24 protein-coding genes are annotated in these 24020 nt (G+C 61.0%); 20 read left to right on the forward strand and 4 right to left on the reverse strand.

From position 1 onward, the window contains the following. The first annotated feature begins 41 nt into the window (after positions 1-41). The 7 genes from LPA36_RS14095 (at position 42) to LPA36_RS14125 (ending at position 6022) form a co-directional block, all read left to right on the forward strand. On the forward strand, positions 42-569 hold the full coding sequence (locus LPA36_RS14095) for an OmpH family outer membrane protein (RefSeq protein WP_228877410.1): 528 nt from the start codon (positions 42-44) through the stop codon (positions 567-569). A 20-nt stretch (positions 570-589) separates the two neighbouring features. Further along, the gene (gene lpxD / locus LPA36_RS14100) at positions 590-1666 is read left to right on the forward strand and encodes a UDP-3-O-(3-hydroxymyristoyl)glucosamine N-acyltransferase (RefSeq protein WP_228877412.1); all 1077 of its coding nucleotides are present in this window, start codon (positions 590-592) and stop codon (positions 1664-1666) included. 260 nt (positions 1667-1926) lie between these two features. Next, entirely contained in the window at positions 1927-2391 is a 465-nt protein-coding gene (gene fabZ / locus LPA36_RS14105) for a 3-hydroxyacyl-ACP dehydratase FabZ (RefSeq protein ID WP_228877413.1), read from the forward strand. A gap of 53 nt (positions 2392-2444) precedes the next feature. Beyond that, positions 2445-3233, forward strand: a complete 789-nt coding sequence (lpxA, locus tag LPA36_RS14110; protein WP_228877415.1) for an acyl-ACP--UDP-N-acetylglucosamine O-acyltransferase — start codon at positions 2445-2447, stop codon at positions 3231-3233. A 3-nt stretch (positions 3234-3236) separates the two neighbouring features. Beyond that, complete coding sequence (lpxB, locus tag LPA36_RS14115; protein WP_228877417.1) at positions 3237-4406, forward strand: lipid-A-disaccharide synthase; 1170 nt, start codon at positions 3237-3239, stop codon at positions 4404-4406. Next, entirely contained in the window at positions 4403-5185 is a 783-nt protein-coding gene (gene rnhB / locus LPA36_RS14120; RefSeq protein WP_228877419.1) for a ribonuclease HII, read from the forward strand. Before lpxB ends, rnhB begins: the two co-directional genes overlap by 4 nt. A 54-nt stretch (positions 5186-5239) precedes the next feature. After that, the gene (locus tag LPA36_RS14125; RefSeq protein ID WP_228877422.1) at positions 5240-6022 is read left to right on the forward strand and encodes a TrmH family RNA methyltransferase; all 783 of its coding nucleotides are present in this window, start codon (positions 5240-5242) and stop codon (positions 6020-6022) included. Between the two features lie 38 nt (positions 6023-6060). On the opposite strand, the gene ppsR is transcribed toward LPA36_RS14125, so the two are convergent. After that, positions 6061-6876, reverse strand: a complete 816-nt coding sequence (gene ppsR / locus LPA36_RS14130; protein ID WP_228877536.1) for a posphoenolpyruvate synthetase regulatory kinase/phosphorylase PpsR — start codon at positions 6874-6876, stop codon at positions 6061-6063. Between the two features lie 458 nt (positions 6877-7334). On the opposite strand from ppsR, the gene ppsA reads away from it, so the two are divergent. The 3 genes from ppsA (at position 7335) to LPA36_RS14145 (ending at position 11257) form a co-directional block, all read left to right on the forward strand. Further along, on the forward strand, positions 7335-9740 hold the full coding sequence (ppsA, locus tag LPA36_RS14135) for a phosphoenolpyruvate synthase (RefSeq protein ID WP_228877426.1): 2406 nt from the start codon (positions 7335-7337) through the stop codon (positions 9738-9740). Between the two features lie 87 nt (positions 9741-9827). Further along, positions 9828-10274 carry an NfeD family protein gene (locus tag LPA36_RS14140; protein ID WP_228877428.1) on the forward strand — a complete coding sequence of 149 codons (447 nt, stop codon included), beginning with the start codon at positions 9828-9830 and terminating at the stop codon, positions 10272-10274. Positions 10275-10336: 62 nt separating this feature from the next. Further along, a complete protein-coding gene (locus LPA36_RS14145) occupies positions 10337-11257 on the forward strand; it encodes an SPFH domain-containing protein (RefSeq protein WP_228877431.1) in 921 nt (306 codons plus the stop codon). A gap of 112 nt (positions 11258-11369) precedes the next feature. Here LPA36_RS14145 and smpB read toward each other — a convergent pair whose 3' ends face one another. Further along, positions 11370-11816, reverse strand: coding sequence for an SsrA-binding protein SmpB (gene smpB / locus LPA36_RS14150; RefSeq protein ID WP_228877437.1), 447 nt, complete (start codon positions 11814-11816; stop codon positions 11370-11372). A 100-nt stretch (positions 11817-11916) separates the two neighbouring features. Between smpB and LPA36_RS14155 the strand changes: the two genes are divergently transcribed. Both LPA36_RS14155 and LPA36_RS14160 read left to right on the forward strand, forming a co-directional pair. Beyond that, positions 11917-12354: a type II toxin-antitoxin system RatA family toxin gene (locus LPA36_RS14155; RefSeq protein ID WP_090530722.1), complete on the forward strand. Its 438-nt coding sequence runs from the start codon at positions 11917-11919 to the stop codon at positions 12352-12354. Between the two features lie 5 nt (positions 12355-12359). Continuing rightward, positions 12360-12683 (forward strand): RnfH family protein, encoded by a 324-nt coding sequence (locus LPA36_RS14160; RefSeq protein ID WP_228877537.1) that lies wholly within the window; start codon positions 12360-12362, stop codon positions 12681-12683. Between the two features lie 73 nt (positions 12684-12756). Here the strand turns inward: LPA36_RS14160 and LPA36_RS14165 are convergent, their stop codons facing one another. Then, positions 12757-13731 (reverse strand): DMT family transporter, encoded by a 975-nt coding sequence (locus LPA36_RS14165; RefSeq protein WP_228877439.1) that lies wholly within the window; start codon positions 13729-13731, stop codon positions 12757-12759. 7 nt (positions 13732-13738) lie between these two features. Then, positions 13739-14074: a hypothetical protein gene (locus LPA36_RS14170; RefSeq protein WP_228877441.1), complete on the reverse strand. Its 336-nt coding sequence runs from the start codon at positions 14072-14074 to the stop codon at positions 13739-13741. On the opposite strand from LPA36_RS14170, the gene guaB reads away from it, so the two are divergent. From guaB to LPA36_RS14210, 8 genes are all read left to right on the forward strand, one after another. After that, positions 14060-15520: an IMP dehydrogenase gene (gene guaB / locus LPA36_RS14175; protein WP_228877443.1), complete on the forward strand. Its 1461-nt coding sequence runs from the start codon at positions 14060-14062 to the stop codon at positions 15518-15520. The two genes, LPA36_RS14170 and guaB, sit on opposite strands and share 15 nt — an antisense overlap. 15 nt (positions 15521-15535) lie before the next feature. After that, the gene (locus LPA36_RS14180; RefSeq protein WP_228877444.1) at positions 15536-16282 is read left to right on the forward strand and encodes a hypothetical protein; all 747 of its coding nucleotides are present in this window, start codon (positions 15536-15538) and stop codon (positions 16280-16282) included. A 218-nt stretch (positions 16283-16500) separates the two neighbouring features. Next, positions 16501-18084 carry a glutamine-hydrolyzing GMP synthase gene (gene guaA, locus LPA36_RS14185; RefSeq protein WP_228877447.1) on the forward strand — a complete coding sequence of 528 codons (1584 nt, stop codon included), beginning with the start codon at positions 16501-16503 and terminating at the stop codon, positions 18082-18084. A 311-nt stretch (positions 18085-18395) separates the two neighbouring features. Continuing rightward, the gene (locus tag LPA36_RS14190) at positions 18396-19571 is read left to right on the forward strand and encodes a TrbI/VirB10 family protein (RefSeq protein ID WP_228877540.1); all 1176 of its coding nucleotides are present in this window, start codon (positions 18396-18398) and stop codon (positions 19569-19571) included. Then, the gene (locus LPA36_RS14195) at positions 19568-19789 is read left to right on the forward strand and encodes a DUF2274 domain-containing protein (RefSeq protein ID WP_175115326.1); all 222 of its coding nucleotides are present in this window, start codon (positions 19568-19570) and stop codon (positions 19787-19789) included. The genes LPA36_RS14190 and LPA36_RS14195 overlap by 4 nt, the downstream gene beginning before the upstream one ends. A gap of 94 nt (positions 19790-19883) precedes the next feature. Further along, positions 19884-20822 carry a hypothetical protein gene (locus tag LPA36_RS14200; protein WP_228877448.1) on the forward strand — a complete coding sequence of 313 codons (939 nt, stop codon included), beginning with the start codon at positions 19884-19886 and terminating at the stop codon, positions 20820-20822. A 159-nt stretch (positions 20823-20981) separates the two neighbouring features. After that, the gene (locus tag LPA36_RS14205) at positions 20982-22544 is read left to right on the forward strand and encodes a hypothetical protein (RefSeq protein WP_228877450.1); all 1563 of its coding nucleotides are present in this window, start codon (positions 20982-20984) and stop codon (positions 22542-22544) included. Between the two features lie 714 nt (positions 22545-23258). Continuing rightward, the gene (locus tag LPA36_RS14210) at positions 23259-23870 is read left to right on the forward strand and encodes a hypothetical protein (protein ID WP_228877453.1); all 612 of its coding nucleotides are present in this window, start codon (positions 23259-23261) and stop codon (positions 23868-23870) included. Positions 23871-24020: the final 150 nt, after the last annotated feature.

Here is a 24020-nt window from a genome sequence, read left to right on the forward strand (position 1 = left end):
TGGCGCAGCCCCGGATTATCTACAGTATCGAGAGGACGACTTTGCTAACCGGTATGTTTTCGAAACGTGTGATGTGCGCGCTGGCGCTGGTCATGTCGCTCGGCGTGAGCGCCGTGGCGCACGCGCAGGAAGCAAGGATCGCGGCGGTCAATTCCGACCGTATCCTGCGCGAATCCACGGCTGCGAAGGCGGCGCAGACGAAGCTCGAGGCCGAGTTCGCGAAGCGCGACAAGGACCTGCAGGACATGGCGGCGCGTCTGAAGTCCATGTCCGATTCGCTCGACAAGAATGGCTCGTCGCTGTCGCCTTCGGATCGCGCGCAGAAACAGCGCGATCTGTCGCAGCTCGACACGGATTTCCAGCGCAAGCAGCGTGAATTCCGCGAAGACCTGAATCAGCGCCGCAACGAGGAACTGGCCGCGGTGCTGGATCGCGCGAACAAGGTCATCAAACAGATCGCCGAGGCGCAGCATTACGACCTGATCGTGCAGGAAGCGGTGTATGTCAGCCCGCGTATCGACATTACGGATCAGGTGCTGAAGGCGCTCGCGGCGTCCAACGGAAACTGAACAGCAGGAGCAGTACACGCATGGCATTTACGCTCGAGGATATCGCCCGGCAGTTCGGCGGCAAGGTAGTCGGCGACCCGGCGCATCGCGTCGGCAGCCTTGCGCCGCTTGATCAGGCCGGTCCGGAACAGCTGGCGTTCCTTGCGAATCCGAAGTATCTGTCGCAGGTCGAGACGACCCGCGCTGGCGCCGTGCTGATCAACGCCGACGACCTCGCGAAACTGGCACCCGGTTCGAGCCGTAACTTCATCGTCACGCCCAACCCGTACGCTTACTTCGCGCGCATCGCCCAGGCGTTCATCGACCTCGCGGCGCCGAAACGCGCGCCGGGCGTTCACGCCAGCGCCACGATCGACCCTTCGGCGAAGGTTGCGGCGAGTGCCGTGATCGGCCCGAACGTGACGATCGAAGCGGGCGCCGTGATCGGCGAAAACGTCCAGCTCGATGCCAACGTTGTGATCGGTCGCGGTACGCAGGTCGGCGACGGCTCGCACCTGTACCCGAACGTCTCGGTCTACCACGGCTGCCGGATTGGTCCGCGCGCCATCATCCATGCAGGTGCCGTGATCGGCTCGGACGGCTTTGGCTTTGCCCCGGATTTCACCGGCGACGGCGACACCCGCACGGGCAGCTGGGTCAAGATTCCTCAGGTTGGCGGCGTGTCGATCGGGCCGGACGTCGAAATTGGCGCGAATACGACGATCGACCGCGGCGCGATGGCCGATACGATCATCGAAGAGTGCGTAAAGATCGACAATCTCGTCCAGATCGGCCATAACTGTAAGGTAGGCGCGTATACGGTGATCGCGGGCTGCGCCGGCGTCGCGGGCAGCACGACGATCGGCCGCCATTGCATGATCGGTGGCGCGGTCGGCATTGCCGGCCACGTGACCCTGGCCGATTACGTGATCGTCACGGCGAAGTCGGGCGTATCGAAATCGCTGCTGAAGCCGGGCCTGTACACGAGCGCGTTCCCGGCCGTCGATCATGCCTCATGGAACAAGAGTGCCGCACTGCTGCGCAACATCGACAAGCTTCGCGACCGGATCAAAGCGCTGGAAGCCGGGGCGGGCGCAGCAGCAGGCGACAAGGCATAGCAGGGCATCGTCCGGAACGGGCACCTCGCTACGCGAGGCACGGGCGGAAACGCCCAGGCAGCACCAAACACGCAGCACGAACACCTGGCACGAAGCACACAAGCAGCACCTGGCAAGAGCACGGCGTAAGCGCCGTTGTGGTGACCGGACGGCGGGAGACGCCGGCTGGCCACATAAAACGACGGCCGCACGCGTTATCAACCTGCCTGCGCAAGCATCCGCAGTCATCATCGCGCCATCCACGCGTGAGCAGAAACACCATGAACACCGAAAAAATCAATCTCGACATCCATAAGATTCTCACGCTGCTGCCGCATCGCTACCCGATCCTGCTGGTCGACCGGGTGCTCGAACTCGAGCCGCACAAGAGCATCAAGGCGCTGAAGAACGTGTCGATCAACGAGCCGTACTTCATGGGCCACTTCCCGAAGCGCCCGGTCATGCCCGGCGTGCTGATCCTGGAAGCGCTCGCCCAGACGGCCGCACTGCTGACGTTCGCAGAAGAGCCGCACGATCCGGACAACACGCTGTACCTGTTCGTCGGCATCGATAACGCGCGCTTCAAGCGCGTGGTCGAACCGGGTGACCAGTTGATCCTGAACGTCACGTTCGAGCGGCACATGCGCGGCATCTGGAAGTTCAAGGCGCGCGCCGAGGTGGATGGTCAGGTGGCGGCGGAAGCCGATCTGATGTGCGCAGTCCGCACGACGGACGACGGCCAGTAAGCGGCGAGCGCACGCAGCATCCAGACAACGCAACGAATCACAAGCGAGGGCGCATGAGCAGGATTCATCCTACTGCGATCATCGAGCCGGGCGCACAGCTCGACGAGTCAGTCGAAATCGGGCCCTATGCCATTGTCGGCGCGCACGTGACGATCGGCGCACGGACCACGGTCGGCTCGCACAGTGTGATCGAAGGTCACACCACAATCGGTGAAGACAACCGCATCGGTCATTACGCATCGGTGGGTGGCCGTCCGCAGGACATGAAGTACCGCGACGAACCGACGAAGCTCGAAATCGGTAACCGCAACATGATCCGCGAGTTCACGACGATCCATACCGGCACGGTGCAGGACGCGGGCATCACGTCGCTTGGCGACGACAACTGGATCATGGCGTACGTCCATATCGGCCACGATTGCCGGGTGGGCAGCAACGTCATTCTGTCGAGCAACGCGCAGATGGCCGGCCACGTGACGATCGGCGATCACGCGATCATCGGCGGGATGTCGGGCGTGCACCAGTTCGTGCGCATCGGCGCGCATTCCATGCTGGGCGGCGCTTCGGCACTCGTGCAGGACATTCCGCCGTTCGTGATCGCGGCCGGCAACAAGGCGGAGCCGCACGGTATCAACGTCGAAGGGCTGCGTCGTCGAGGTTTTTCCGCCGATGCGATCTCCGCGCTCCGGGCGGCCTATCGTGTGCTGTACAAGAACGGTCTTTCGCTTGAAGAAGCGAAGGTCCAGTTGCGCGAACTCGCCACGGCCGGCGGTGACGGCGATGCTCCGGTGCAGGCGCTGGTCGCCTTTGTCGAAGCGTCGCAACGCGGCATCATCCGCTAGCCGATGGCGCTTCAACCCCGCCCGCTGCGGCTTGCGATGGTGGCCGGCGAGCCATCCGGCGATCTGCTCGCCGCTTCGCTGCTCGACGGCCTGTCGGCGCGTCTGCCGGAATCGACGCAGTATTACGGCATCGGCGGCCCGCGCATGATCGCGACGGGCTTCGATGCGCACTGGCCGATGGAAAAGCTGACGGTGCGCGGCTATGTCGAGGCGCTGCGGCACATTCCGGAGATTCTCGGCATCCGCAACGAGCTGAAACGGCAGTTGCTCGCCGATCCGCCCAATGCGTTCATCGGCGTCGATGCGCCCGATTTCAATTTCGGGCTCGAACATCCGCTGCGTGACGCGGGCATTCCGACCATCCATTTCGTGTGCCCGTCGATCTGGGCGTGGCGCGGCGGCCGGATCAAGAAGATCGCGAAGTCGGTCGATCACATGCTGTGCGTGTTCCCGTTCGAGACGGCGCTGCTTGAAAAGGCGGGCGTCGCGGCCTCGTACGTGGGTCATCCGCTCGCCGACGAAATCCCGCTTGTGCCGGACACGCAGGGCGCGCGCCGCACGTTGGGTCTCCCGGAAACCGGCCCGGTGATCGCCGTGCTGCCGGGCAGCCGGCGCTCGGAAATCGACCTGATCGGCCCGACGTTCTTCGCCGCAATGGAATTGATGCAGCAGCGCGAACCCGGCGTGCGTTTCGTGATGCCGGCGGCGACGCCCGCGCTGCGTGAGTTGTTGAAGCCGCTCGTCGAAGCGCATCCGGGCCTCGCCTTGACGATCACCAATGGCCAGTCGCAAACTGCGATGACCGCCGCCGACGCGATTCTCGTCAAAAGCGGCACGGTGACACTGGAAGCCGCGCTGCTGAAAAAACCGATGGTGATCTCGTACAAGGTGCCCTGGCTGACGGGCCAGATCATGCGGCGGCAGGGCTATTTGCCGTACGTCGGTCTGCCGAACATTCTGGCGGGGCGGTTTGTGGTGCCGGAGATTCTCCAGCATTTCGCGACGCCTGAGGCGCTCGCCGACGCCACGCTGACGCAGCTGAACGATGCAGCCAACCGCCGTACGCTCACGGAAATTTTCACGGAAATGCATCACGTGCTGAAGCAGAACACGGCCCAGCGCGCCGCGGAAGTGGTGACGGGCATCATCGAAACCCGCAAGGGGCGGCGGTGACCAGCGCGCGCGCTCCACGCCGGAAGTCTGCCGCAGACGGCTCGGCGGCGGTGGTCCAGGCGGGGCTGAACTTCGATTCGGACGTCGAGATCATATGCGGCGTCGATGAAGCCGGTCGTGGACCGCTCGCCGGTCCGGTGGTGGCTGCGGCGGTGATTTTCGATCCGGCAAAGCCGATGATCCGCGGGCTCGACGATTCGAAAGCGCTCACCGCGAAGAAACGCGAGGAGCTGTACGACAAGATCGTCGATCGCGCGCTGGCGTTCTGCATCGCCTCGGCTTCGGTCGAGGAAATCGACGCGATCAACATACTGCATGCCACCATGCTCGCGATGAAGCGGGCCGTCGAAGGGCTTGCCGTGACGCCGACGCTCGTCAAGATCGATGGTAATCGCTGCCCTGTGCTGAGCATCCGCAGCGAGGCGATCATCGGTGGCGACGCGCTCGTGAAAAGCATCTCGGCTGCATCGATTCTCGCGAAGGTCACCCGCGACCGCCTGTTGCTCGATCTGCATCAGGCCTATCCCGTGTATGGCTTCGACGCACATTCCGGCTATGGCACGCCGCAGCATCTGGCCGCGCTGCTCCAACACGGTCCGTGCGAACATCATCGGCGCTCGTTTGCACCTGTGCGCGAGGCGCACGCGCGCCTCGGCTTGCCGGTCAAGCTGCCAGGCAAGGTGCCGGTCGTGTTGCCGTCGCTGCGTGACGACGCGTTCGAAAGCGCGCTCGACGACGCCTCCGGTAACGCATCCGGCGATGGCGCCCCAGCGTTCTGAGCGGGCGCGTCGACTCCAGTTGCGCCCCGACCACCCGAACCTTCGCCATCACCTGTGAAAGCCATCACCTCGCGGGACAACCCGCTCTACAAACGCCTGAAAGCGCTGGCCGGCTCGACCCACCAGCAGCGGCGCAGCGCGCACGCGTTACTGGAAGGCTTTCATCTGGCGAGCGCGTATCTCGATGTCGCGGGTCAGCCGGAGACCTGCGTCGTCACGGAAGGCGCGTTGCGTCACGAAGAAGCTCAGGCGATCGTGTCGCGCATCGACGCGCAGCGCGTCGTCACGCTGCCGGACGCGCTGTTCGGGCAGCTTTCGAACGTGGTGCATGGCGTGGGCATCCTGCTGCTCGTCGAGAAGATCGAGGCGCCGCTGCCCGACAAGGTTGTAGAGACCTGCGTCGTGCTCGACGGCGTTCAGGACGCGGGTAACGTCGGTTCCATCTTGCGCAGCGCGGCAGCCGCGGGCGTGTCGCATGTCTTCTGCGCGCCGGGAACGGCGTACGCGTGGTCGTCGAAGGTGTTGCGCTCAGGCATGGGCGCGCATTTTCTGCTGGAGATTCACGAAGACGTCGAAGCTGCAACGCTGATCGGGCGCCTCGGTATCCCGGTCACGATCACGGACTCGCACGGTGCCGTGGCCATTTACGATTGCGATCTGTCTGGCCCGCATGCGTGGGTATTCGGCAATGAAGGCGCGGGCGTGTCGCAGGCATGGCGCGACGCGGTCACACATCGAGTCACGATTCCGCAGCCCGGCGGAATGGAATCGCTGAACGTGGCGGCCGCGGCCGCTGTGTGTCTCTTCGAGCAGTGCCGCCAGCAGCGCGGCACCTGATCGCATGACCCACGCGCGTCGCGCGCGGGCAGCAATAATCAATACGACGAACGGTCGAGCTTGATTTCCTGCAGGATCGTCGTTGCGATTTCTTCGATCGACTTGTGTGTCGACGACAGCCACTTGACCCCTTCACGCCGCATCATCGATTCGGCTTCGTTGATCTCGTAGCGGCAGTTTTCGAGCGCGGCGTACTTGCTGCCTGGACGCCGCTCGTTACGGATCTCCGACAGACGCTGCGGATCGATCGACAGCCCAAACATTTTCTGACGATGCTCGAGGAGCGGCGTAGGCAGTTTGCCGCGCTCGAAGTCTTCCGGGATCAACGGATAGTTCGCCGCCTTCACGCCGTACTGCATCGCGAGGTAGAGGCTCGTCGGCGTTTTGCCGCTGCGCGAGACGCCCACCAGGATCACGTCGGCATCAGCGAGATTGCGGTTCGACTGCCCGTCGTCGTGCGCGAGCGAGAAATTGATCGCCTCGATGCGGTTCTTGTATTCCTCGGTGTCGGCGTTCTGGTGGCCACGGCCCATCGCATGGCTCGACTTCAGTTCCAGTTCCTGTTCGAGCGGCTCGACAAAGGTCTGGAACATGTCGAGCACGAGCGCGTTGCAATCCTTCACGATGCTGTTCGACGCGCTATCGACGAGCGTTGTGAACACGATCGGCCGACGGCCTTCGTGCTGGCCGGCCTCATTGATCTTTTCGAGTGTGGCGTAGGCCTTTTCTGTCGAGTCGACAAACGGCACACGGACCAGACGGAATTTCTGGTCGAACTGGGAGAGGATCGAATGCGCGAAGGTTTCGGCAGTGATCCCGGTACCGTCGGAGACGATGAATACGGTAGGCGGCATCGCAGGAAGAGGGAACGTGAGCGGAAAAACACGCTCGAAAGAAACATCGCTGCCTGATTTGCCACGCATTTCAGGACTCGCGTGGCGGCGTCGCAGCAGCGCGCCGTGTAGCCAAAAATCGCATTCCCGCAGCGGGTGCAGACCTCGCGAAGGCCCGCACAACGGTCCGGGACACGGTTCGAGGCGCTATTCTTTGCCGACTGTCACATTTCGGGAGTCGGCACGGTAGAATAGCGGCAACCTGTTGGATAAGCAATTGCAGCCAATCCGTGTCGATGCCGGGCATTTCGTCTGCATTACACGTTGAATGGTGTCAAATTCGCGGAATTTTCCGCTTCGTCGTGCATCAGCGATTGCTTCTCCAACAGGTTGTGCAAGACGTGTCACCGCTTCTTACAGGCGGCCGCGTCCAGGCCCACTTGCACAGCCGTGAATTTCTTTCACACTTAGGGGCTTGTATGACTAACGCAGTTAATGTCACAAAGGATGAGGCGTATGTAGTTCCGTTTGAGCAGTTGCGGATGACCGATGTGGAGATCGTGGGCGGCAAGAACGCCTCGCTCGGCGAGATGATCAGTCAACTCGCCGAAGCAGGCGTGCGCGTGCCGACTGGCTTCGCCACAACGGCGCTCGCATTCCGCGACTTTCTGCATCACAACACCCTCACCGAACGTATTGCGAAGCGTCTGGAGACGCTCGACGTCGACGACGTGAAGGCCCTCGCCGAAGCGGGCAAGGAGATCCGTCAATGGATCGTCGACGCGCCGCTGCAGCCGCGTCTCGAAGAAGAAATCCGCAAGGGTTTCGATACCCTTCAGAACAGCTCCCCTGAAGAGCTTTCGTTCGCGGTCCGCTCGTCGGCAACGGCAGAAGACCTGCCGGACGCTTCGTTCGCCGGTCAGCAGGAAAGCTACCTCAACGTGGTCGGCATCGACGACGTGCTCGATCGCATGAAGCACGTGTTCGCGTCGCTGTACAACGACCGCGCTATCTCCTATCGCGTCCACAAGGGTTTCACGCACGCTGAAGTCGCGTTGTCGGCGGGTGTGCAGCGCATGGTGCGCTCGGACGTCGGTGCCGCTGGCGTGATGTTCACGCTCGATACCGAATCGGGCTTCAAGGATGCCGTATTCATCACGTCGAGCTATGGCCTTGGTGAAACGGTCGTGCAGGGCGCCGTGAACCCGGACGAGTTCTACGTCTTCAAGACCACGCTCGCGCAGGGCAAGTATCCGATCATCCGCCGCTCTATTGGCTCGAAGCTGATCAAGATGGAATTCACGCAGGCTGGCGAACATGGCCGCGTGAAGACCGTCGACGTGTCGCACGAGCAGCGCAACCGCTTCTCGATCACCGACGAAGACGTGATCGAACTCGCGAAATACGCCGTCATCATCGAAAAGCACTACCAGCGCCCGATGGACATCGAGTGGGGTAAGGACGGCCGCGACGGCAAGATCTTCATCCTGCAGGCGCGCCCGGAAACGGTGAAGAGCCAGGCTGCGGGCAAGGTCGAGCAGCGCTTCAAGCTGAAGGGCCAGTCGCAGGTGGTTGCAACGGGGCGGGCGATCGGTCAGAAGATCGGCGCGGGTCCGGTGCGCGTGATTCACGATCCGTCGGAAATGGAGCGTGTTCAACCCGGCGACGTGCTCGTCGCGGACATGACCGACCCGAACTGGGAACCGGTCATGAAGCGCGCCGCGGCCATCGTCACGAATCGTGGCGGCCGTACGTGCCACGCGGCGATCATCGCGCGTGAACTCGGCGTACCGGCCGTTGTGGGCTGCGGCGATGCAACCGAACTGCTGAAGGACGGCGCGCTTGTCACGGTATCGTGCGCGGAAGGCGACGAAGGCAAGATCTACGACGGCCTGCTCGAAACCGAAGTGACTGAAATCCAGCGCGGCGAGCTGCCCGAGATTCCGGTCAAGATCATGATGAACGTCGGCAACCCGCAACTTGCGTTCGATTTCTCGCAACTGCCGAACGCCGGCGTCGGTCTCGCCCGGCTGGAATTCATCATCAACAACAACATCGGCGTCCACCCGAAGGCGATCCTCGAGTATCCGAACATCGATCAGGATCTGAAGAAGGCGGTGGAAAGCGTCGCCCGGGGCCACGCATCGCCGCGCGCGTTTTACGTCGACAAGCTGACCGAAGGCATCGCGACGATCGCTGCTGCGTTCTATCCGAAGCCCGTCATCGTGCGTCTGTCGGACTTCAAGTCGAACGAGTACAAGAAGTTGATTGGCGGTTCGCGCTACGAGCCGGACGAAGAAAATCCGATGCTCGGTTTCCGCGGCGCGTCGCGTTACATCGCGGAAGACTTCGCCGAAGCGTTCCAGATGGAATGCCTCGCACTGAAGAAGGTGCGCGAGGAAATGGGCCTCGACAACGTCGAGATCATGGTGCCGTTCGTGCGTACGCTGAAGCAGGCGGAACGCGTGGTCGGCCTCCTGTCGAAGTTCGGCCTGAAGCGTGGTGAGAAGAACCTGCGTCTCATCATGATGTGCGAAGTGCCGTCGAACGCGATTCTCGCCGAAGAATTCCTGCAATTCTTCGACGGTTTCTCGATCGGCTCGAATGACCTGACGCAGCTGACGCTCGGCCTCGATCGCGATTCCGGTATGGAACTGCTCGCTGTCGATTTCGACGAACGCGACCCGGCGGTCAAGTTCATGCTGAAGCGCGCTATCGAAACCTGTCTGCGTCTGGGCAAGTACGTCGGTATCTGCGGCCAGGGCCCTTCGGATCATCCGGATTTCGCGCAATGGCTGACGGACGAAGGCATCGCGTCGATTTCGCTGAACCCGGACACGGTCATCGAAACGTGGCAGGCGCTGGCGAAGTCATCGGCGAAGTAAACATGCGTCAAGGCACGGAATAGCGCATCAGGTTCGTGCTATAAACACCCCGGTATATCCGGGGTGTTTTGCTTTCTGGAGGTCAACGTGGCAACAGGTGGGCTGTTCTGGTGGGTGGGTGCGGGGGTGCTCGTCGTGCTGGAGTTGTTCAGTGGCACCTTCTATATGCTGATGATCGCGCTGGGCTTCGTCGCGGCGGGTCTCGCGCACTGGTCGGGGCTCGGGCTCGATTCGCAACTGGCGATCGCTGCGCTCGTCGCGGCGGCAGCGGTTTTTGTGCTGCGTCGCTCACGCTTTGGCCGCAAGAAGGTGCGCAAGGACGCGCTGCGCAATCCTGACGTGAATCTGGATATCGGCGAGACTTTGAGCGTGTCCGGCTGGCAGGACCGGCGTGCTCGCACGCGCTATCGCGGCGCGTTATGGGACGTCGAACTCGCGCCCGGCGAGCCCGAAGACGCGCGGCTCTATGAGATCACTGCGCTGCGAGGAAGCTGCCTCATCGTGGCGGCAAAAAAACAGCCCGTGCAGGCCTGAGTTCGATGAAGAACACAGGCGTGGATGAACAACGTATCGAACCATAAAAAAGGGGTAACACGATGGACGTAACTATCGTCGGGGCAATCCTGCTGGTGATCGTGATTGTGATCGCCGCGCAGACCATCAAGATCGTGCCGCAACAACACGCGTGGGTGCTGGAGCGGCTCGGCCGCTATCACGCGACGCTCACGCCGGGCATGACGATCGTGCTGCCGTTCATCGATCGCATCGCCTACAAGCATATCCTGAAGGAAATTCCGCTCGAAGTGCCGAGCCAGGTCTGTATCACCCGCGACAACACGCAGTTGCAGGTCGACGGCGTGCTGTACTTCCAGGTGACCGATCCGATGAAGGCATCGTACGGATCGAGCAACTTCGTGTTTGCGATAACGCAGTTGTCGCAGACGACACTGCGCTCCGTGATCGGCAAGCTCGAACTGGACAAGACGTTCGAGGAGCGGGACTTCATCAACCACAGCATCGTGTCTTCGCTCGATGAAGCCGCGGCGAACTGGGGCGTGAAAGTGCTGCGCTACGAAATCAAGGACCTGACGCCGCCCAAGGAAATTCTTCACGCGATGCAGGCGCAGATTACGGCCGAGCGTGAAAAGCGCGCACTGATCGCGGCGTCCGAAGGGCGCAAGCAGGAGCAGATCAATATCGCATCGGGCGGGCGCGAGGCGTCGATCCAGAAGTCGGAAGGCGAACGTCAGGCTGCGATCAATCAGGCGCAGGGGCAGGCCGCGGCCATTCTGGCGGTGGCCGAGGCGAACGCGCAGGCGATTCAGAAGATCGCGGCGGCGATCCAGTCGACGGGCGGCATGGAGGCGGTGAACCTGAAGGTCGCCGAGCAGTACGTGAGCGCGTTCGGCAATCTGGCGAAGCAGGGCAACACGCTGATCGTGCCAGGCAACCTGGCGGATATGGGCACGATGATCGCATCGGCGCTGACAATCGTGAACCGCGGCAAGGCCGTGTAATGCACCGCGATGTGTTGGGGCGTGGCGGCGGGGCTACTTAAGACGCGCGCCAACAAAAAGCCCGCTGGCATTCCAGCGGGCTTGTGCTTTTTTCGGGCGAGACCGGGACGAATCAGGTCGGCGTGCGCATCAGGCGCGCTTTTTCACGTTCCCAGTCGCGCTTTTTCTCGACGTCACGCTTGTCGTGCAACTTCTTGCCCTTCGCGAGGCCAATTTCGCACTTCACGCGGCCGCCCTTGTAATGGAAGTTCAGCGGCACGAGCGTGAACCCGCGCTGCTCGACCTTGCCGATCAGTTTGCTGATTTCCTCGCTGTGCAGCAGCAGCTTGCGCGTGCGGACAGGGTCCGGGTGGATGTGGGTCGATGCTTCCGGCAGCGGGCTGATGTGCGCACCGATCAGAAAGAGCTCGCCGTCACGGATCACGACGTAGCCTTCCTTGATCTGGCCACGGCCCGCGCGCAGCGCCTTGACCTCCCATCCTTCGAGCACGAGCCCCGCTTCGTAGCGCTCTTCGATGAAATAGTCGAAGAAGGCTTTTCTGTTGTCGATAATGCTCATGAATGGAAAGTGCCTAACTCGTTTAAAATCACGATTTTAGCAAAGCGGGGCAAGGAAAGCCCGCGGCGCTTGTCCACCGTTGCCACTTGTCGCGCAATTTATGGCAGATGTCCAGAAAACCGTGTTGATTCGCCATTCGGCGGAACAGATGTTCGACCTCGTCACCGACGTGGCCGACTACCCCAATTTCCTCCCGTGGTGCGGTGGTGTCGAAATCCGTCGTCAGGACGAAAACGGGATGGAGGCGAAGATCGACATCAATTTCAAGGGCATCAAGCAGCATTTTGCCACGCACAATACCCAGCAGCGTCCCACGCGCATCGATATGGAATTCGCGGACGGCCCGTTCAAAAAATTCACCGGTTTCTGGCGCTTCACGCCGCTGCGCGCGGATGCCTGCAAGATCGAATTCGCGCTGCACTATGAGTTCTCGAACATCATCATCGAGAAAATCATCGGACCGGTGTTCAGCCACATTGCGAACACGTTCGTCGAATCGTTCGTGAAACGCGCCGACCAGCGTTACGGTAAGGCATGAGCGCGATGCTGTCGATCGAAGTCTGCTACGCGCTACCCGGGACACAAACGCTGATCGCCGTGGATCTGCCCGAAGGCTCGACGCTGCGGCAGGCCATCGACGCGAGCGGCATCCGCGAACGTCACCCGGAGATCGATATCAGTACGATGAAAACGGGCGTGTTCGGCAAGCTGAAACCGCTCGACACCGTGCTTGCACAGCACGATCGCGTTGAAATTTACCGCCCGCTGATCGCCGACCCGAAAGAAGCGCGCCAGCGTCGCGTGCAGAAAACCCGCAAGGCAGGTTCAATCGAAGGGCGCAGGTGGCTCAACAAGGATTCGCGCTGACGCGCGATCCTTGCCGGTATGGGTGCCGGGCCCCACAAGCCGCTCTGTCCATGCGGCAACCCGTATTCCACCTTCAATGCACCGACGCCTGCGCCTTTTCCTCGATCGGTGTGTCCTTTGGGTCGTCGCTCGCGTGCTGGCGTACTGACCAGCTCACGCCCGCTACCAGCAGCGCGATAGCTGCCATCTCGAGCGGGCGGGGCATGCGATGATCGTAGACGAAGCCATAAAGCAGCGCGAAGAGCGTCTCGAACACGATCATCTGACCCGACAGTGTGAGTGGCAGCCGCTTCGATGCCGCATTCCATAGCCCGTTGCCAAGCCATGACGCGCCGATCGCGAGCCCCAGATTGATGAGCCAGAACGTATGCCAGCGGCTGTCGATGGCGGGCGCAGGCGCTGCGCCCGCAGGCAGCACCGCGATCACGGCCCACATGATTGCGGCGAGCGCACCGGTTACCACACCCCACAGCACCGACCACTCGTTGCCGCTGAAATGCGGGTTGCGACGCAGATAACGGGTGTTTTCGACGGCAAACCAGGTCCAGCATACGAGCGCGCCGGTCGCGCAGGCGAGGCCCGCGGCTTTCGTCAGCGCGCTGGTGGTGTCGCCGCTATCGACGGTAAAGACGTCGACGTTGATGCAGGCAATGCCCGCGACGACCATCGCGAGCGGCACCGCGAGCCGTGAAAGACGCACCGCGCCGTGGTCGCCGCGTCCCAGCAGCGTGACAGTCACGGGCAACACGCCGACGATCAGCGAGGACGGCGAAACGCCGACCAGGTGCACCGCGCTTGCCAGCAGCACGTAATAGAGAATGTTGCCGGCGAGGGCCAGCGTGACGAGCGCCCGGACATCCTGGCGTGTCAGGCGGCGCAACAGCGAACGGGCTGAGGGCAGCGCCGCGAGCACGGAAACGACGCCGTACATCACGTAGCGCCCCGCGCCCAGCAGGAGTGGGGAGAAATCCGCGAGCAGCCTTGGGGCGAGGAAAACCACGCCCCATAACGCCCCGGCCATCACGCCATATGCCACACCGCGCCGCATTGCTACCTCAAACGAAATACTGGGAAGGCGCGCAGGTTAACACGGGTGTGCGGGTGGCCGTCTTGTTCAATCCTGCATTTTTTTCGGCAGGGCGAATCGTGTGAATGGGGCCGGAAACGTCGTTTACGGTCGCGGCAGGCGCGGAATCGGGGAGGGTGTAGCCGAACGAGCAAACGAAACCCGATCGAACCCGAGCCGAACGGCGAAGCGAAATCCAGGCGACGCCGATGTCAGAAAAAGTCACGGAAAATCCGCTAAGCTGCTGTTCGCGCAGTGAAAACCAGGGAGGTATCGCGTATAATTCGCTTTTGCGCCCATAGGATTTGCCATGCGTCTGATCCAAAAAGCACTCACGTTCGATGACGTGCTCCTTGTCCCGGCTTTCTCTGACGTTCTGCCGCGCGACACCAGCCTCAAAACCCGGCTGACCCGCAACATCTCCCTGAACATGCCGCTCGTGTCCGCCGCCATGGACACCGTTACCGAAGCCCGCCTTGCCATCGCGATGGCGCAGATGGGTGGCGTCGGCATCATCCACAAGAATCTCACGCCGGCCGAACAGGCCCGCGAAGTCGCGAAGGTCAAGCGGTTCGAGTCGGGCGTCGTGCGCGATCCGATCACCGTGCCGCCGCAGATGAAAGTGCGCGACGTGATGGCGCTGTCGCAACAGCATGGCATTTCGGGCTTTCCGGTCGTCGAAGGTGCGCAGCTGATCGGTATCGTCACGAACCGCGACCTGCGTTTCGAAACCCGCCTCGACGAGCCGGTCCGCACGATCATGACGCCGCGCGAGCGCCTCGTCACGGTCAAGGAAGGCACGCCGCTCGCCGAAGCGAAAGCGCTGATGCACAGCCATCGCCTGGAACGCGTGCTGGTGATCAACGATTCGTTCGAACTGCGCGGCCTGATGACCGTGAAGGACATCACGAAGCAGACTGAACACCCGGACGCCTGCAAGGACGAACACGGCAAGCTGCGCGCGGGTGCGGCGGTCGGCGTCGGCGCGGATAACGAAGAGCGCGTCAATCTGCTGGTGGCAGCAGGCGTCGACGTGATCGTCGTCGATACGGCACATGGTCACAGTAAAGGCGTGCTGGAACGCGTTCGCTGGGTCAAGAAGAACTTCCCGCACGTTGAAGTGATCGGCGGCAACATCGCAACCGCCGAAGCGGCGAAGGCGCTTGTCGAATACGGCGCGGATGGCGTCAAGGTCGGTATCGGCCCGGGCTCGATCTGCACGACACGGATCGTCGCGGGTGTCGGCGTGCCGCAGATCTCCGCTGTCTCGAACGTATCGGACGCACTGCGCGGCACGGGCGTGCCGGTCATCTCCGACGGCGGCGTGCGTTTCTCGGGCGACGTCAGCAAGGCGCTCGCGGCGGGCGCGGACGCGGTCATGATGGGCAGCATGCTCGCCGGCACGGAAGAATCGCCGGGCGACGTGTTCCTGTATCAAGGCCGTCAGTACAAGTCGTACCGCGGCATGGGCTCGGTCGGTGCGATGAAGGACGGCGCGGCAGACCGTTACTTCCAGGACAATTCCGCGAACATCGACAAGCTCGTGCCCGAAGGCATCGAAGGCCGCGTGGCGTACAAGGGTTCGGTCAACGCGATCCTGTTCCAGCTGATCGGCGGCGTACGTGCCAGCATGGGTTACTGCGGCTGCAAGACGATCGACGAACTGCATGAGAAGGCCGAGTTTGTGCAGATCACGGCAGCAGGTATGCGTGAATCGCATGTGCACGATGTGCAGATCACGAAGGAAGCGCCCAACTACCACGTTGATTAACAGGACCTGTCGCCGATGAAGCCATTGCTGCGCGCTGTACTCGTCATCGATGCGTTGTTGCTGCTGGCGTTTGGGCTGCTGTTTGTGCTCACGCCATGGACATCGCTGTACAACGCGCTGCAACTGGTGCAGGTCGATCCTGCGCTCGTCGGGCAGGCGTTCGGTCTGGCGCTGCTCGGTCTTGCGTGGCTCGCGTTGCACGCGGCAATCGATGGCGGGATGACGCGCCCGGTGGCGCGTATCGTCGGGCACGTCAACTGGCTGACCGGCGTGCTGATGCTGGTCTGGCTGGTTGGCCTGCACAAGCCTTCGTTGACGGCGTTTGGTCAGCTGGTGTCAGCGGTTGTCGCGCTCGTGCTGGTGGTCATCGGTCTGGGCGGCGTGCGTCTCGCGCGTCTCGTACGTCGGCGTGAGCGGGCAAAAGTGGCCGAAGTCGCGGCTGCCGGACGCGAGCAGAAGCGCGCCGACAAGGAAGCCGCGAGCGCGCGACAGGCGGATCGCGAGATCGACCGCGGTATGGATAGCGAACCGCGCGTGTACGGCGCGGAGCCGGTCATGGCGACTTCGCGTCCGGTCAGTCCCGTAAGCGGCTTGCCTGCCGAGCCGGATTTCACGGCGGCGCATCAACCGGGTGTCGTCACAGCCGAAACCCGCACCGTCGAAACCCGCACGACGGTAACTGGCCACGACGTTGCCCGCGATATTGCCCGCGATGACGCGGCCGATGCACCCGGCGCGCCGCGTCCACCGTTCCATGGCTGACATGCGGGCGCCTCTGCCGCCTGCATCTGCCGCCTGCGTCTACGGATTGCGTCTGCGTGTCCCGCTTATCGTCACGTTGGCTTCATCACGTCATTTCGCCATGAGCTGCGCCGGTTCGCTTCGCGCAGTTCATCGGCTGGTATCGAATTCACTGCTGCGCGGGAAACCTTCCCGGCGCAGCGTTCCGTATCCGTTCACTTTTGATTCAGTCCGCTGCCATGCATGACAAGATCCTGATTCTCGACTTCGGTTCGCAAGTCACCCAACTGATTGCACGACGCATCCGTGAGGCGCACGTGCTGTCGGAAATTCATCCGTACGACGTCAGCGACGAATTCATCCGCGAGTTCGCGCCGAAGGGTGTGATCCTGTCGGGCGGCCCGAACTCGGTTGTCGATGAAGATACTCCGCGTGCGCCGCAAGCCGTGTTCGAACTGGGCGTGCCGGTGCTCGGCATCTGTTACGGCATGCAGACGATGGCTGAACAGCTCGGCGGCAAGGTCGACAACGGCCATCTGCGCGAATTCGGCTACGCCGAAGTCCGGGCACGCAACCATACGTCGTTTCTCGAAGGCATTGAGGATTTCCGCACGGCCGAAGGCCACGGCATGCTCAAGGTCTGGATGAGCCACGGCGACAAGGTGCTCGAAATGCCGCCGGGTTTCCAGCTGATGGCGTCGACGGAATCGTGCCCGGTGGCCGCCATGGCCGACGAGGCGCGTCATTTCTACGGACTGCAATGGCACCCTGAGGTTACGCACACGGTACAGGGGCGCGCGATGCTCGAACGTTTCGTGCTCGGTATCTGCGGCGCGAAGCCGGACTGGGAAATGGGCCATTACGTCGACGAAGCGGTCGAAAAGATCCGCGAGCAGGTCGGCAGCGAGCACGTGATCCTGGGGCTGTCGGGCGGCGTGGATTCTTCGGTGGCCGCGGCGCTCCTGCATCGCGCGATCGGCGACCAGCTGACCTGTGTGTTCGTCGATCACGGTTTGCTGCGTCTGAACGAAGCAGAACAGGTGATGGCGACGTTTGCCGATCACCTCGGCGTGAAGGTGATTCACGTCGACGCGAGCGAAGCGTTCCTGTCGAAGCTGGCCGGCGTGACCGATCCGGAAGCGAAGCGCAAGATCATCGGTGCGGAGTTCGTCGAAGTGTTCCAGGCCGAAGCCGGCAAGCTCACCGACGCGAAATGGCTCGCACAGGGCACGATCTATCCGGACGTGATCGAGTCGGCGGGCAAGGGCAAGAAAGCCGCGCATACGATCAAGAGCCACCACAACGTGGGCGGCCTGCCGGAGACGCTCAACCTGAAGCTGCTCGAGCCGCTGCGCGAACTCTTCAAGGACGAAGTGCGTGAACTGGGCGTGAAGCTCGGTCTGCCGCCTTCGATGGTGTATCGCCATCCGTTCCCGGGTCCGGGGCTTGGCGTGCGGATTCTCGGCGAAGTGCGCCGCGATTTCGCCGATCTGCTGCGCCGTGCGGATGCGATTTTCATCGAGACGCTGCGCACGTTCATCGACAAGGAAACGGGCAAGTCGTGGTACGACCTGACGAGCCAGGCGTTCGCGGTATTCCTGCCGGTGAAGAGCGTGGGCGTGATGGGCGACGGGCGTACGTATGAGTATGTGGTCGCGTTGCGCGCGGTGCAGACGCTCGACTTCATGACGGCGCACTGGGCGCATCTACCGCATGAACTGCTGGGACATGTGTCGAACCGGATCATCAATGAGGTTCGCGGGATCAATCGGGTTGTCTACGATATTTCTGGCAAGCCGCCCGCGACGATCGAGTGGGAGTGAATTGACGTCCTTCGGGGACTATCGCCAGCTATCGAAAAATTGCCGTAACACGTTGATTTTTATGAAAATGTGTCGCGGCATCTATCGGTGGCTATCGCCGGCCAGCAAAAAAGGTTGACGGTAAAGCTGACGGTAAGAATCGAGGCCGAATTAAGACCCTCCCGTTCACTATTCAGACTTTTACCGTCTTTGACGGTAAAAGGCTTCTCTGGAAAGCTTGTTTCATGCGGCTTTCCGGGCATCAACAGGTCTCCTGGTCCCTGACGGTAAAACCTGACGGTAAAGCCGTCAAAAAGCCGGAGGAAACCTCGATGCTTACTGACGCCGCACTACGCAACCTGAAGCCTAAGTCCAAGATTTATAAGGCTTCTGACCGGGACGGGATGTACGTGACGGTATCGCCCAGCGGTACTGTCACTTTCCGCTACGATTACCGTTTCAACGGCCGAAGGGAAACGCTGACCCTCGGGCGCTATGGCCCTGGCGGTATTTCACTGGCGATGGCGCGCGAACTGCTCCTGGACGCGCGCAAAACCGTTCTCAAGGGCATCTCGCCCGCGCTCGAAAAGCAACGCGAGAAACGCCGGGTGGTCGCCATCGAGACCTTTGGCACGGCGATGGAGACATGGCTGGCCAATGCAAGGTTGGCCGACAGCACTCGCGCCATGCGCAAGCACATCATCGACCGGGACATCCTGCCGGTATTCCAGAATCGCCTGCTGACCGAAATCCAGCCTGAAGACCTGCGGGCCTTGTGCAACAAGGTCAAGGAACGCGGGGCGCCCGCCACGGCGGTGCAGATTCGGGACATCGTGAAGCAGGTCTATGTCTACGCCATCGCCCACGGTGAAAAGGTGGATAACACCGGCAGCTTGCAAGCACCGGCCCCGCCGTACACGGTGATGGCGGGCACGATCATTCCGGCCGCGCTGGTGACGGGCATCAATTCCGACCTGCCGGGGCAGATCATTGCCGAGGTCACGCAGCCCGTGTACGACACCGCAACCGGGCACTATCTGCTGATTCCGCAGGGTTCGCGCCTGATCGGCCGCTACGACAGCCAGGTGGCGTTCGGACAGCAGCGCGTGCTGCTGGTATGGCTGCGCTTGGTACTGCCCGATACCTCGTCAATTGCGCTCGACAAACTGCCCGGCATCGACCCGGCCGGGTACGCGGGCCTGGAAGATGGCGTGGACTGGCATTGGGGCCGCATTCTGGCGGGTGCTGTGCTGTCCACGATGCTTGGCGTCGGCTCCGAGCTGGCCGTCTCGAATCAGGGTAGCGCCAACGGCAATACCGTTATCGCGCTGCGGGATAGCTCGCAGGACACGGCCAATCAGGTCGGACAGGAAATCACACGCCGCGACCTGAGCATCCAGCCAACGTTAACCGTGCGGCCGGGGTTTCAGGTCAACGTGATGGTGAACAAGGATCTGGTGTTGCGACCGTATCAACCGCTCTTTGTCCAGCGAGGACCGATGCCATGAGTACGACGCGCAAGCTGCGGCTGGGGCCGCTACCGAAAACCGAGAACGTCAAGCTAGCGTTCACATGCTCGGTTGGCTTGAAAGCCGATTTGGACCGCTACGCCGCATTGCACGCGCAGACCTACGGCGAAGCGGTTGATGCAACGACTCTGATACCGTACATGCTGGAAACGTTCATGGCACGAGACCGGGGATTCAGACAGAAAGTGACGGGGTGAGGGATTGGCGTAAGGCCCTCGCCGACGCCGTTTCATCTAAAATCTTGCAAGAAGAAGGAGCGCAAACCAAGCGGAAGACAAGGATTTCGAGCACATGGTGACCAATTCCTCAGAGCGCATCACGATCAGCACGATTGATTGGTCAAAGCCCGTTGTCGAGTGGAAATCGACCTTGGCGGATTTTGGTCGTCGTCGGCACCTGAGCTATACGATGGACTTTGACTCTCGAGCTCATGTTTTTGATGAGCCCGGTGAGGGGTGGACGGAGGAGGCCAAGCGTCTCCATATGGAGAATCGGGAACGGACAAAGATTGGTCTTGTTCGGGAGTTCGGAGAGATTTTTTCCGAGAAAAAGATCGAGAACTTTGTTGCCATAGGTACCAAGCCGTTCTCCGTCCTTGCCTATCATAATCACTTCTTCGACCAAGTACGACGCGCATTTGTCATTGGCGCGTACTACCCGGCGCTTGTAGGCGCCTGCGCGCTTGGCGAGCGAATCTTGAATCACCTCGTTCTAGATCTGAGAGACTTCTACAAGAGCACGCCGGAATACAGAAAGGTTTTCCGGAAAGGCTCCTTCGATAATTGGCAGGTGCCAATCGACACATTGGAAGCATGGAACGTCCTGCAACCGAAAGCTGTAACGGAGTTTCGCGCGCTCATGGAACTCAGGCACAGGTCGATCCACTTCAATGTTGGAACCTACGCCACATTGAAAGAAGACGCGCTCTCTGCGATCCATCACATGCGAGAAATAATCGATCAGCAATTCACGGCATTCGGCGACAGGCCGTGGTTCATCACGGGGACGAAAGGTCATCTTTTCATCAAGCGTGAGTGGGAGGAGAACCCTTTCATCAAGACCTACTACTTGCCGAGCTCTCCGTTTGTTGGGCCTTACTTTGCGATCTCTTTTGACCAAGGGCTGCAATTCCATGACCACCATGACTATGGTGACGGTCATTGGTCGGATGACGAGTTCGCAGCGGTGTTTGAGGCTAGATCGTTGGACCAGTTAGCCAAGGCAGAATAGGGGACTTCTAACAGCTTTGCGGGTGGGCTGTCCCAGTACTGAAGGCGCCGCCTCGCTTTTTCCTACTACCCAACCGGGTGTTCGAAGGTTGCGAAGCTATTCGCGAGAGACCGTCGAGCGCGAAGAACTGCAACTCTAGGCCGACAGGGAAAGATGACTATGGAAAAGACGCAACCCGAGGGTGATGACCCTGGCGTCCGTGATCAAGAGGGAACGAGTACGGCGTCTAGCGGGCCCGCTGGAGCACACTTTGAAGGGCAGGTTGCCGCATTTTATCTGCTTGCAATGCTCTGTGGCGCACCGCCACGCGGCCTTCCCGGCACAACGATCGATCGAATTGCCCTTCAACAAGCAAACACCGGGCGACCTCTCGACGACGTGATCGTCCATGCAATCGATGGTTTCGGCAAACCTGCTGTACTGGAGATACAGGTCAAACGGACGATCACGTTTACCCCGGCGGACCCGGTGTTCCGAAAAGTTGTAGGTCAGATTGTGGAGGCCGTGCGCCGCCCGGACTTTTGGTCAACTCAGTATGGCTTGGCAATCGCTACGACCAAAGGGTCGCGAAAGATAGATGGTCCGTATCAGGACGTGCTCGCACTGGCGCGACAAATCGGAAATTCGGAGACATTCACCGCGCAACTCAAGCTTCCTGGTGTCGCAAACGATGACATGCGAACTTTTGTCCAGACGTTCCAGGGGCACCTCAAGGAAGAGGGTGCATCTCACGATGACGAAACGACCTGGAAGTTGTTACGCCGACTTGAGATTCTAACGTTTGACTTCACAGCACCTGGCTCCATATCGGAGGATCTTGTTCGGGAGCGAGCACTCCGGACGTTGCATGCCGATGATGCCTCGCGAGTGGATGCGTTTTGGGGGAATCTTGTCGAGCTGGCGATCAATGTAGCCAAGAATGGAGGGGACAGAAATCGCACGACGCTTTTGGAGTCCCTGCATCCTCGCGGATTGCGCTTCGCCGCAGACCGGCGGCACATAAGCACCCGGGCGGCTCTCGTTGAACATGCCCGCCAAGCGCTCGCTGACATCGACAACCGTGTAGGCAAGGTCGTACTTGCGCGCCATGAACGCGTGGCAGCGGTGCACGAAGCCTTCGATGTTGGACGTTATGTCGAGCTTCGCGGCGACGCTGGCGTAGGTAAGTCCGGGGTGTTGCGTCAGGTGGCGGAGTCCTTGCAGACCGAGGGTCAAGTTCTTGTCCTGAGCCCAGGTCGTTGCGTTCCGCGCGGCTGGACAGCCATGCGCGCGCAGATCGGCTTTGACGGTACCGCTCATGAGCTTTTGGTTGAGCTTGCCAATGACGGCGGCGCCATCCTGTTTGTGGACAACCTTGACTCTTTCAGCGGCGAGGAGCGTCTCACCGTTGTGGACATGCTCCGAGCCGCCGCAGATGTTTCCGGTGTATCGGTTCTCGCCACCGCTCGAACTGAATTTGGCGTGGAGGAGCCCAGTTGGTTGCCCGAGGACGCGCTCGATAGATTGAAGCGGGCGTCGCCTGTGATGATCGATGCGTTGATTTGCATGCGCTTGCCCGTTTTACTTTACCGGAGATTTCCTGGGCTCAGGTTGTGGCGACTCCCGAGGGACAACTTATTGGACTCGTTGACGCTCAAGCGACCGCAGCACTGGACGACTTTGTACGGAAGAACAAGAAGGAGGATGGCACTTTCCAGGCAGAATCAGCGAAGCTTCAGCTAAGACGCTATTGGGAATTGGAGAGAAAGCTTCTTTCGGCTATTCCGAACTACAGGACTTTGCTCAAAGAGAGAGCGTTAGGTGAAATGCGCATGACCGAGTGGTCCAGCGTCACATATGACAACCTTGGGCACTCCACGATTGCTAGGCTGCATGGATTTCCGAAATGGAAAGATTACCTTGTGACAGAGCGACGCGAGCTGGTGGAACAAGTGGCCTCCACAGGCTCTTGGGCAGCTAGGGACTTGCTAGGTCTCAAGAGGGAAGATGACTTCAGAGTAATGTCCGATGAGGACTTGGCTGATAGATTTTTTCTTGGCGATTTCGAAACGCTGCGCGCTCTCCGCAAGGCGTATGGAGGTCCCTGAAGGACCGCTGTTGGGGAATGGCGCATCACATGATGCATTTTGGCCCGTCAAAAGGCCGCTATGGCCGCGCATCTCGGGCCGTCGATAGCACGCATAGACGATGAAAGCGCATGATTATTTCCAGATCAGCGCTCACGACTGACATCGATCTGAAAAAACTCCTGTCAGGAAGTCGATCTTTTCTTCGACATGACTAAGCTAGCTGCTTGACGTGCCATCAGCAGGAAGTTGTGATGGCCTAGACGCTGAAGGGCAGCGCTTAGATTTAGCGACGGAAAACGCTTCAGTATCCGTATCGTAGGACGGAGCGACGGCCCGATGGTTGTCGCCATGCCACCGGGGGCAGACATTGGAAACCAAGGAGCAGTTGCCGCGCATCTTCCAAGCCAACCTCGCTAGGCTGTTTGAGCGGGTAATTCAGCCTTCAATGGAGATGCTCTCGGTCCACTCGTTGCTGGAAAGCGGCGAGGCAGCGACAATTGAGCAGTTTCTCGATCGCGCTGCGGCTCAGGTCGACAACTACACAGCTAATGAGGCGGCGAAGGCATTCGCGCTGACGCTCGCGGCAGTCTTTGAGCGTCAGTTGAGCATTTGGGCGCGAGCCGTGTATTTCGACATGCCGAAGTCGCGCGGATTTGAGGACCTCCTGGCGCTTTGCGCCGACCGCGCTGGGATCGACATTGTTCAAACCGAGTTGGGGGTCAATCTCACCGAGATGTTCATGGTCGCCAATGTCGTTCGTCATGGCGAAGGTTCATCGTGCGAGAAGCTGAAGCTGATCGCTCCCGGGCTGTGGGACGATGCAAGCAACGACTACCATGATTTGTTGGCTGGGCCGCGGATACCGAGCGAGCACCTCAGAATCCGGATGCGCGACCTAACTCGCTACATACGAGCAACCACGCGGTTCTGGGGGATGGCTGATCCTTTGCCGATGGCGGTTACCGACCCACCATTTTGAGCCGGGCCACGGGACGGGTCGATCACATGACGGGAGCCGAATAATTTGACGATCAGCCGGACGTTCTGCCCCGCAGCTCCGCGAAGCTTTATAGCGCGACGTCGAGACGACCGACTCTAAGAGGCAATCTGACGTCGTTCCGCATGTGGG

It is taken from the genome of Paraburkholderia saeva (assembly GCF_907164555.1).
Lineage (GTDB): Bacteria > Pseudomonadota > Gammaproteobacteria > Burkholderiales > Burkholderiaceae > Paraburkholderia > Paraburkholderia saeva.

Coding starts and splice junctions, on each gene's coding strand:
- LPA36_RS14155 (WP_090530722.1), top strand. CDS start 11,917: ATGGCAGATGTCCAGAAAACCGTGTTGATTCGCCATTCGGCGGAACAG.
- LPA36_RS14165 (WP_228877439.1), bottom strand. CDS start 13,731: ATGCGGCGCGGTGTGGCATATGGCGTGATGGCCGGGGCGTTATGGGGC.
- LPA36_RS14200 (WP_228877448.1), top strand. CDS start 19,884: ATGGTGACCAATTCCTCAGAGCGCATCACGATCAGCACGATTGATTGG.
- lpxA (WP_228877415.1), top strand. CDS start 2,445: ATGAGCAGGATTCATCCTACTGCGATCATCGAGCCGGGCGCACAGCTC.
- ppsA (WP_228877426.1), top strand. CDS start 7,335: ATGACTAACGCAGTTAATGTCACAAAGGATGAGGCGTATGTAGTTCCG.
- smpB (WP_228877437.1), bottom strand. CDS start 11,816: ATGAGCATTATCGACAACAGAAAAGCCTTCTTCGACTATTTCATCGAA.
- LPA36_RS14160 (WP_228877537.1), top strand. CDS start 12,360: ATGCTGTCGATCGAAGTCTGCTACGCGCTACCCGGGACACAAACGCTG.
- guaB (WP_228877443.1), top strand. CDS start 14,060: ATGCGTCTGATCCAAAAAGCACTCACGTTCGATGACGTGCTCCTTGTC.
- LPA36_RS14205 (WP_228877450.1), top strand. CDS start 20,982: ATGGAAAAGACGCAACCCGAGGGTGATGACCCTGGCGTCCGTGATCAA.
- LPA36_RS14180 (WP_228877444.1), top strand. CDS start 15,536: ATGAAGCCATTGCTGCGCGCTGTACTCGTCATCGATGCGTTGTTGCTG.
- ppsR (WP_228877536.1), bottom strand. CDS start 6,876: ATGCCGCCTACCGTATTCATCGTCTCCGACGGTACCGGGATCACTGCC.
- lpxD (WP_228877412.1), top strand. CDS start 590: ATGGCATTTACGCTCGAGGATATCGCCCGGCAGTTCGGCGGCAAGGTA.
- LPA36_RS14190 (WP_228877540.1), top strand. CDS start 18,396: ATGCTTACTGACGCCGCACTACGCAACCTGAAGCCTAAGTCCAAGATT.
- LPA36_RS14145 (WP_228877431.1), top strand. CDS start 10,337: ATGGACGTAACTATCGTCGGGGCAATCCTGCTGGTGATCGTGATTGTG.
- fabZ (WP_228877413.1), top strand. CDS start 1,927: ATGAACACCGAAAAAATCAATCTCGACATCCATAAGATTCTCACGCTG.
- lpxB (WP_228877417.1), top strand. CDS start 3,237: ATGGCGCTTCAACCCCGCCCGCTGCGGCTTGCGATGGTGGCCGGCGAG.
- LPA36_RS14195 (WP_175115326.1), top strand. CDS start 19,568: ATGAGTACGACGCGCAAGCTGCGGCTGGGGCCGCTACCGAAAACCGAG.
- guaA (WP_228877447.1), top strand. CDS start 16,501: ATGCATGACAAGATCCTGATTCTCGACTTCGGTTCGCAAGTCACCCAA.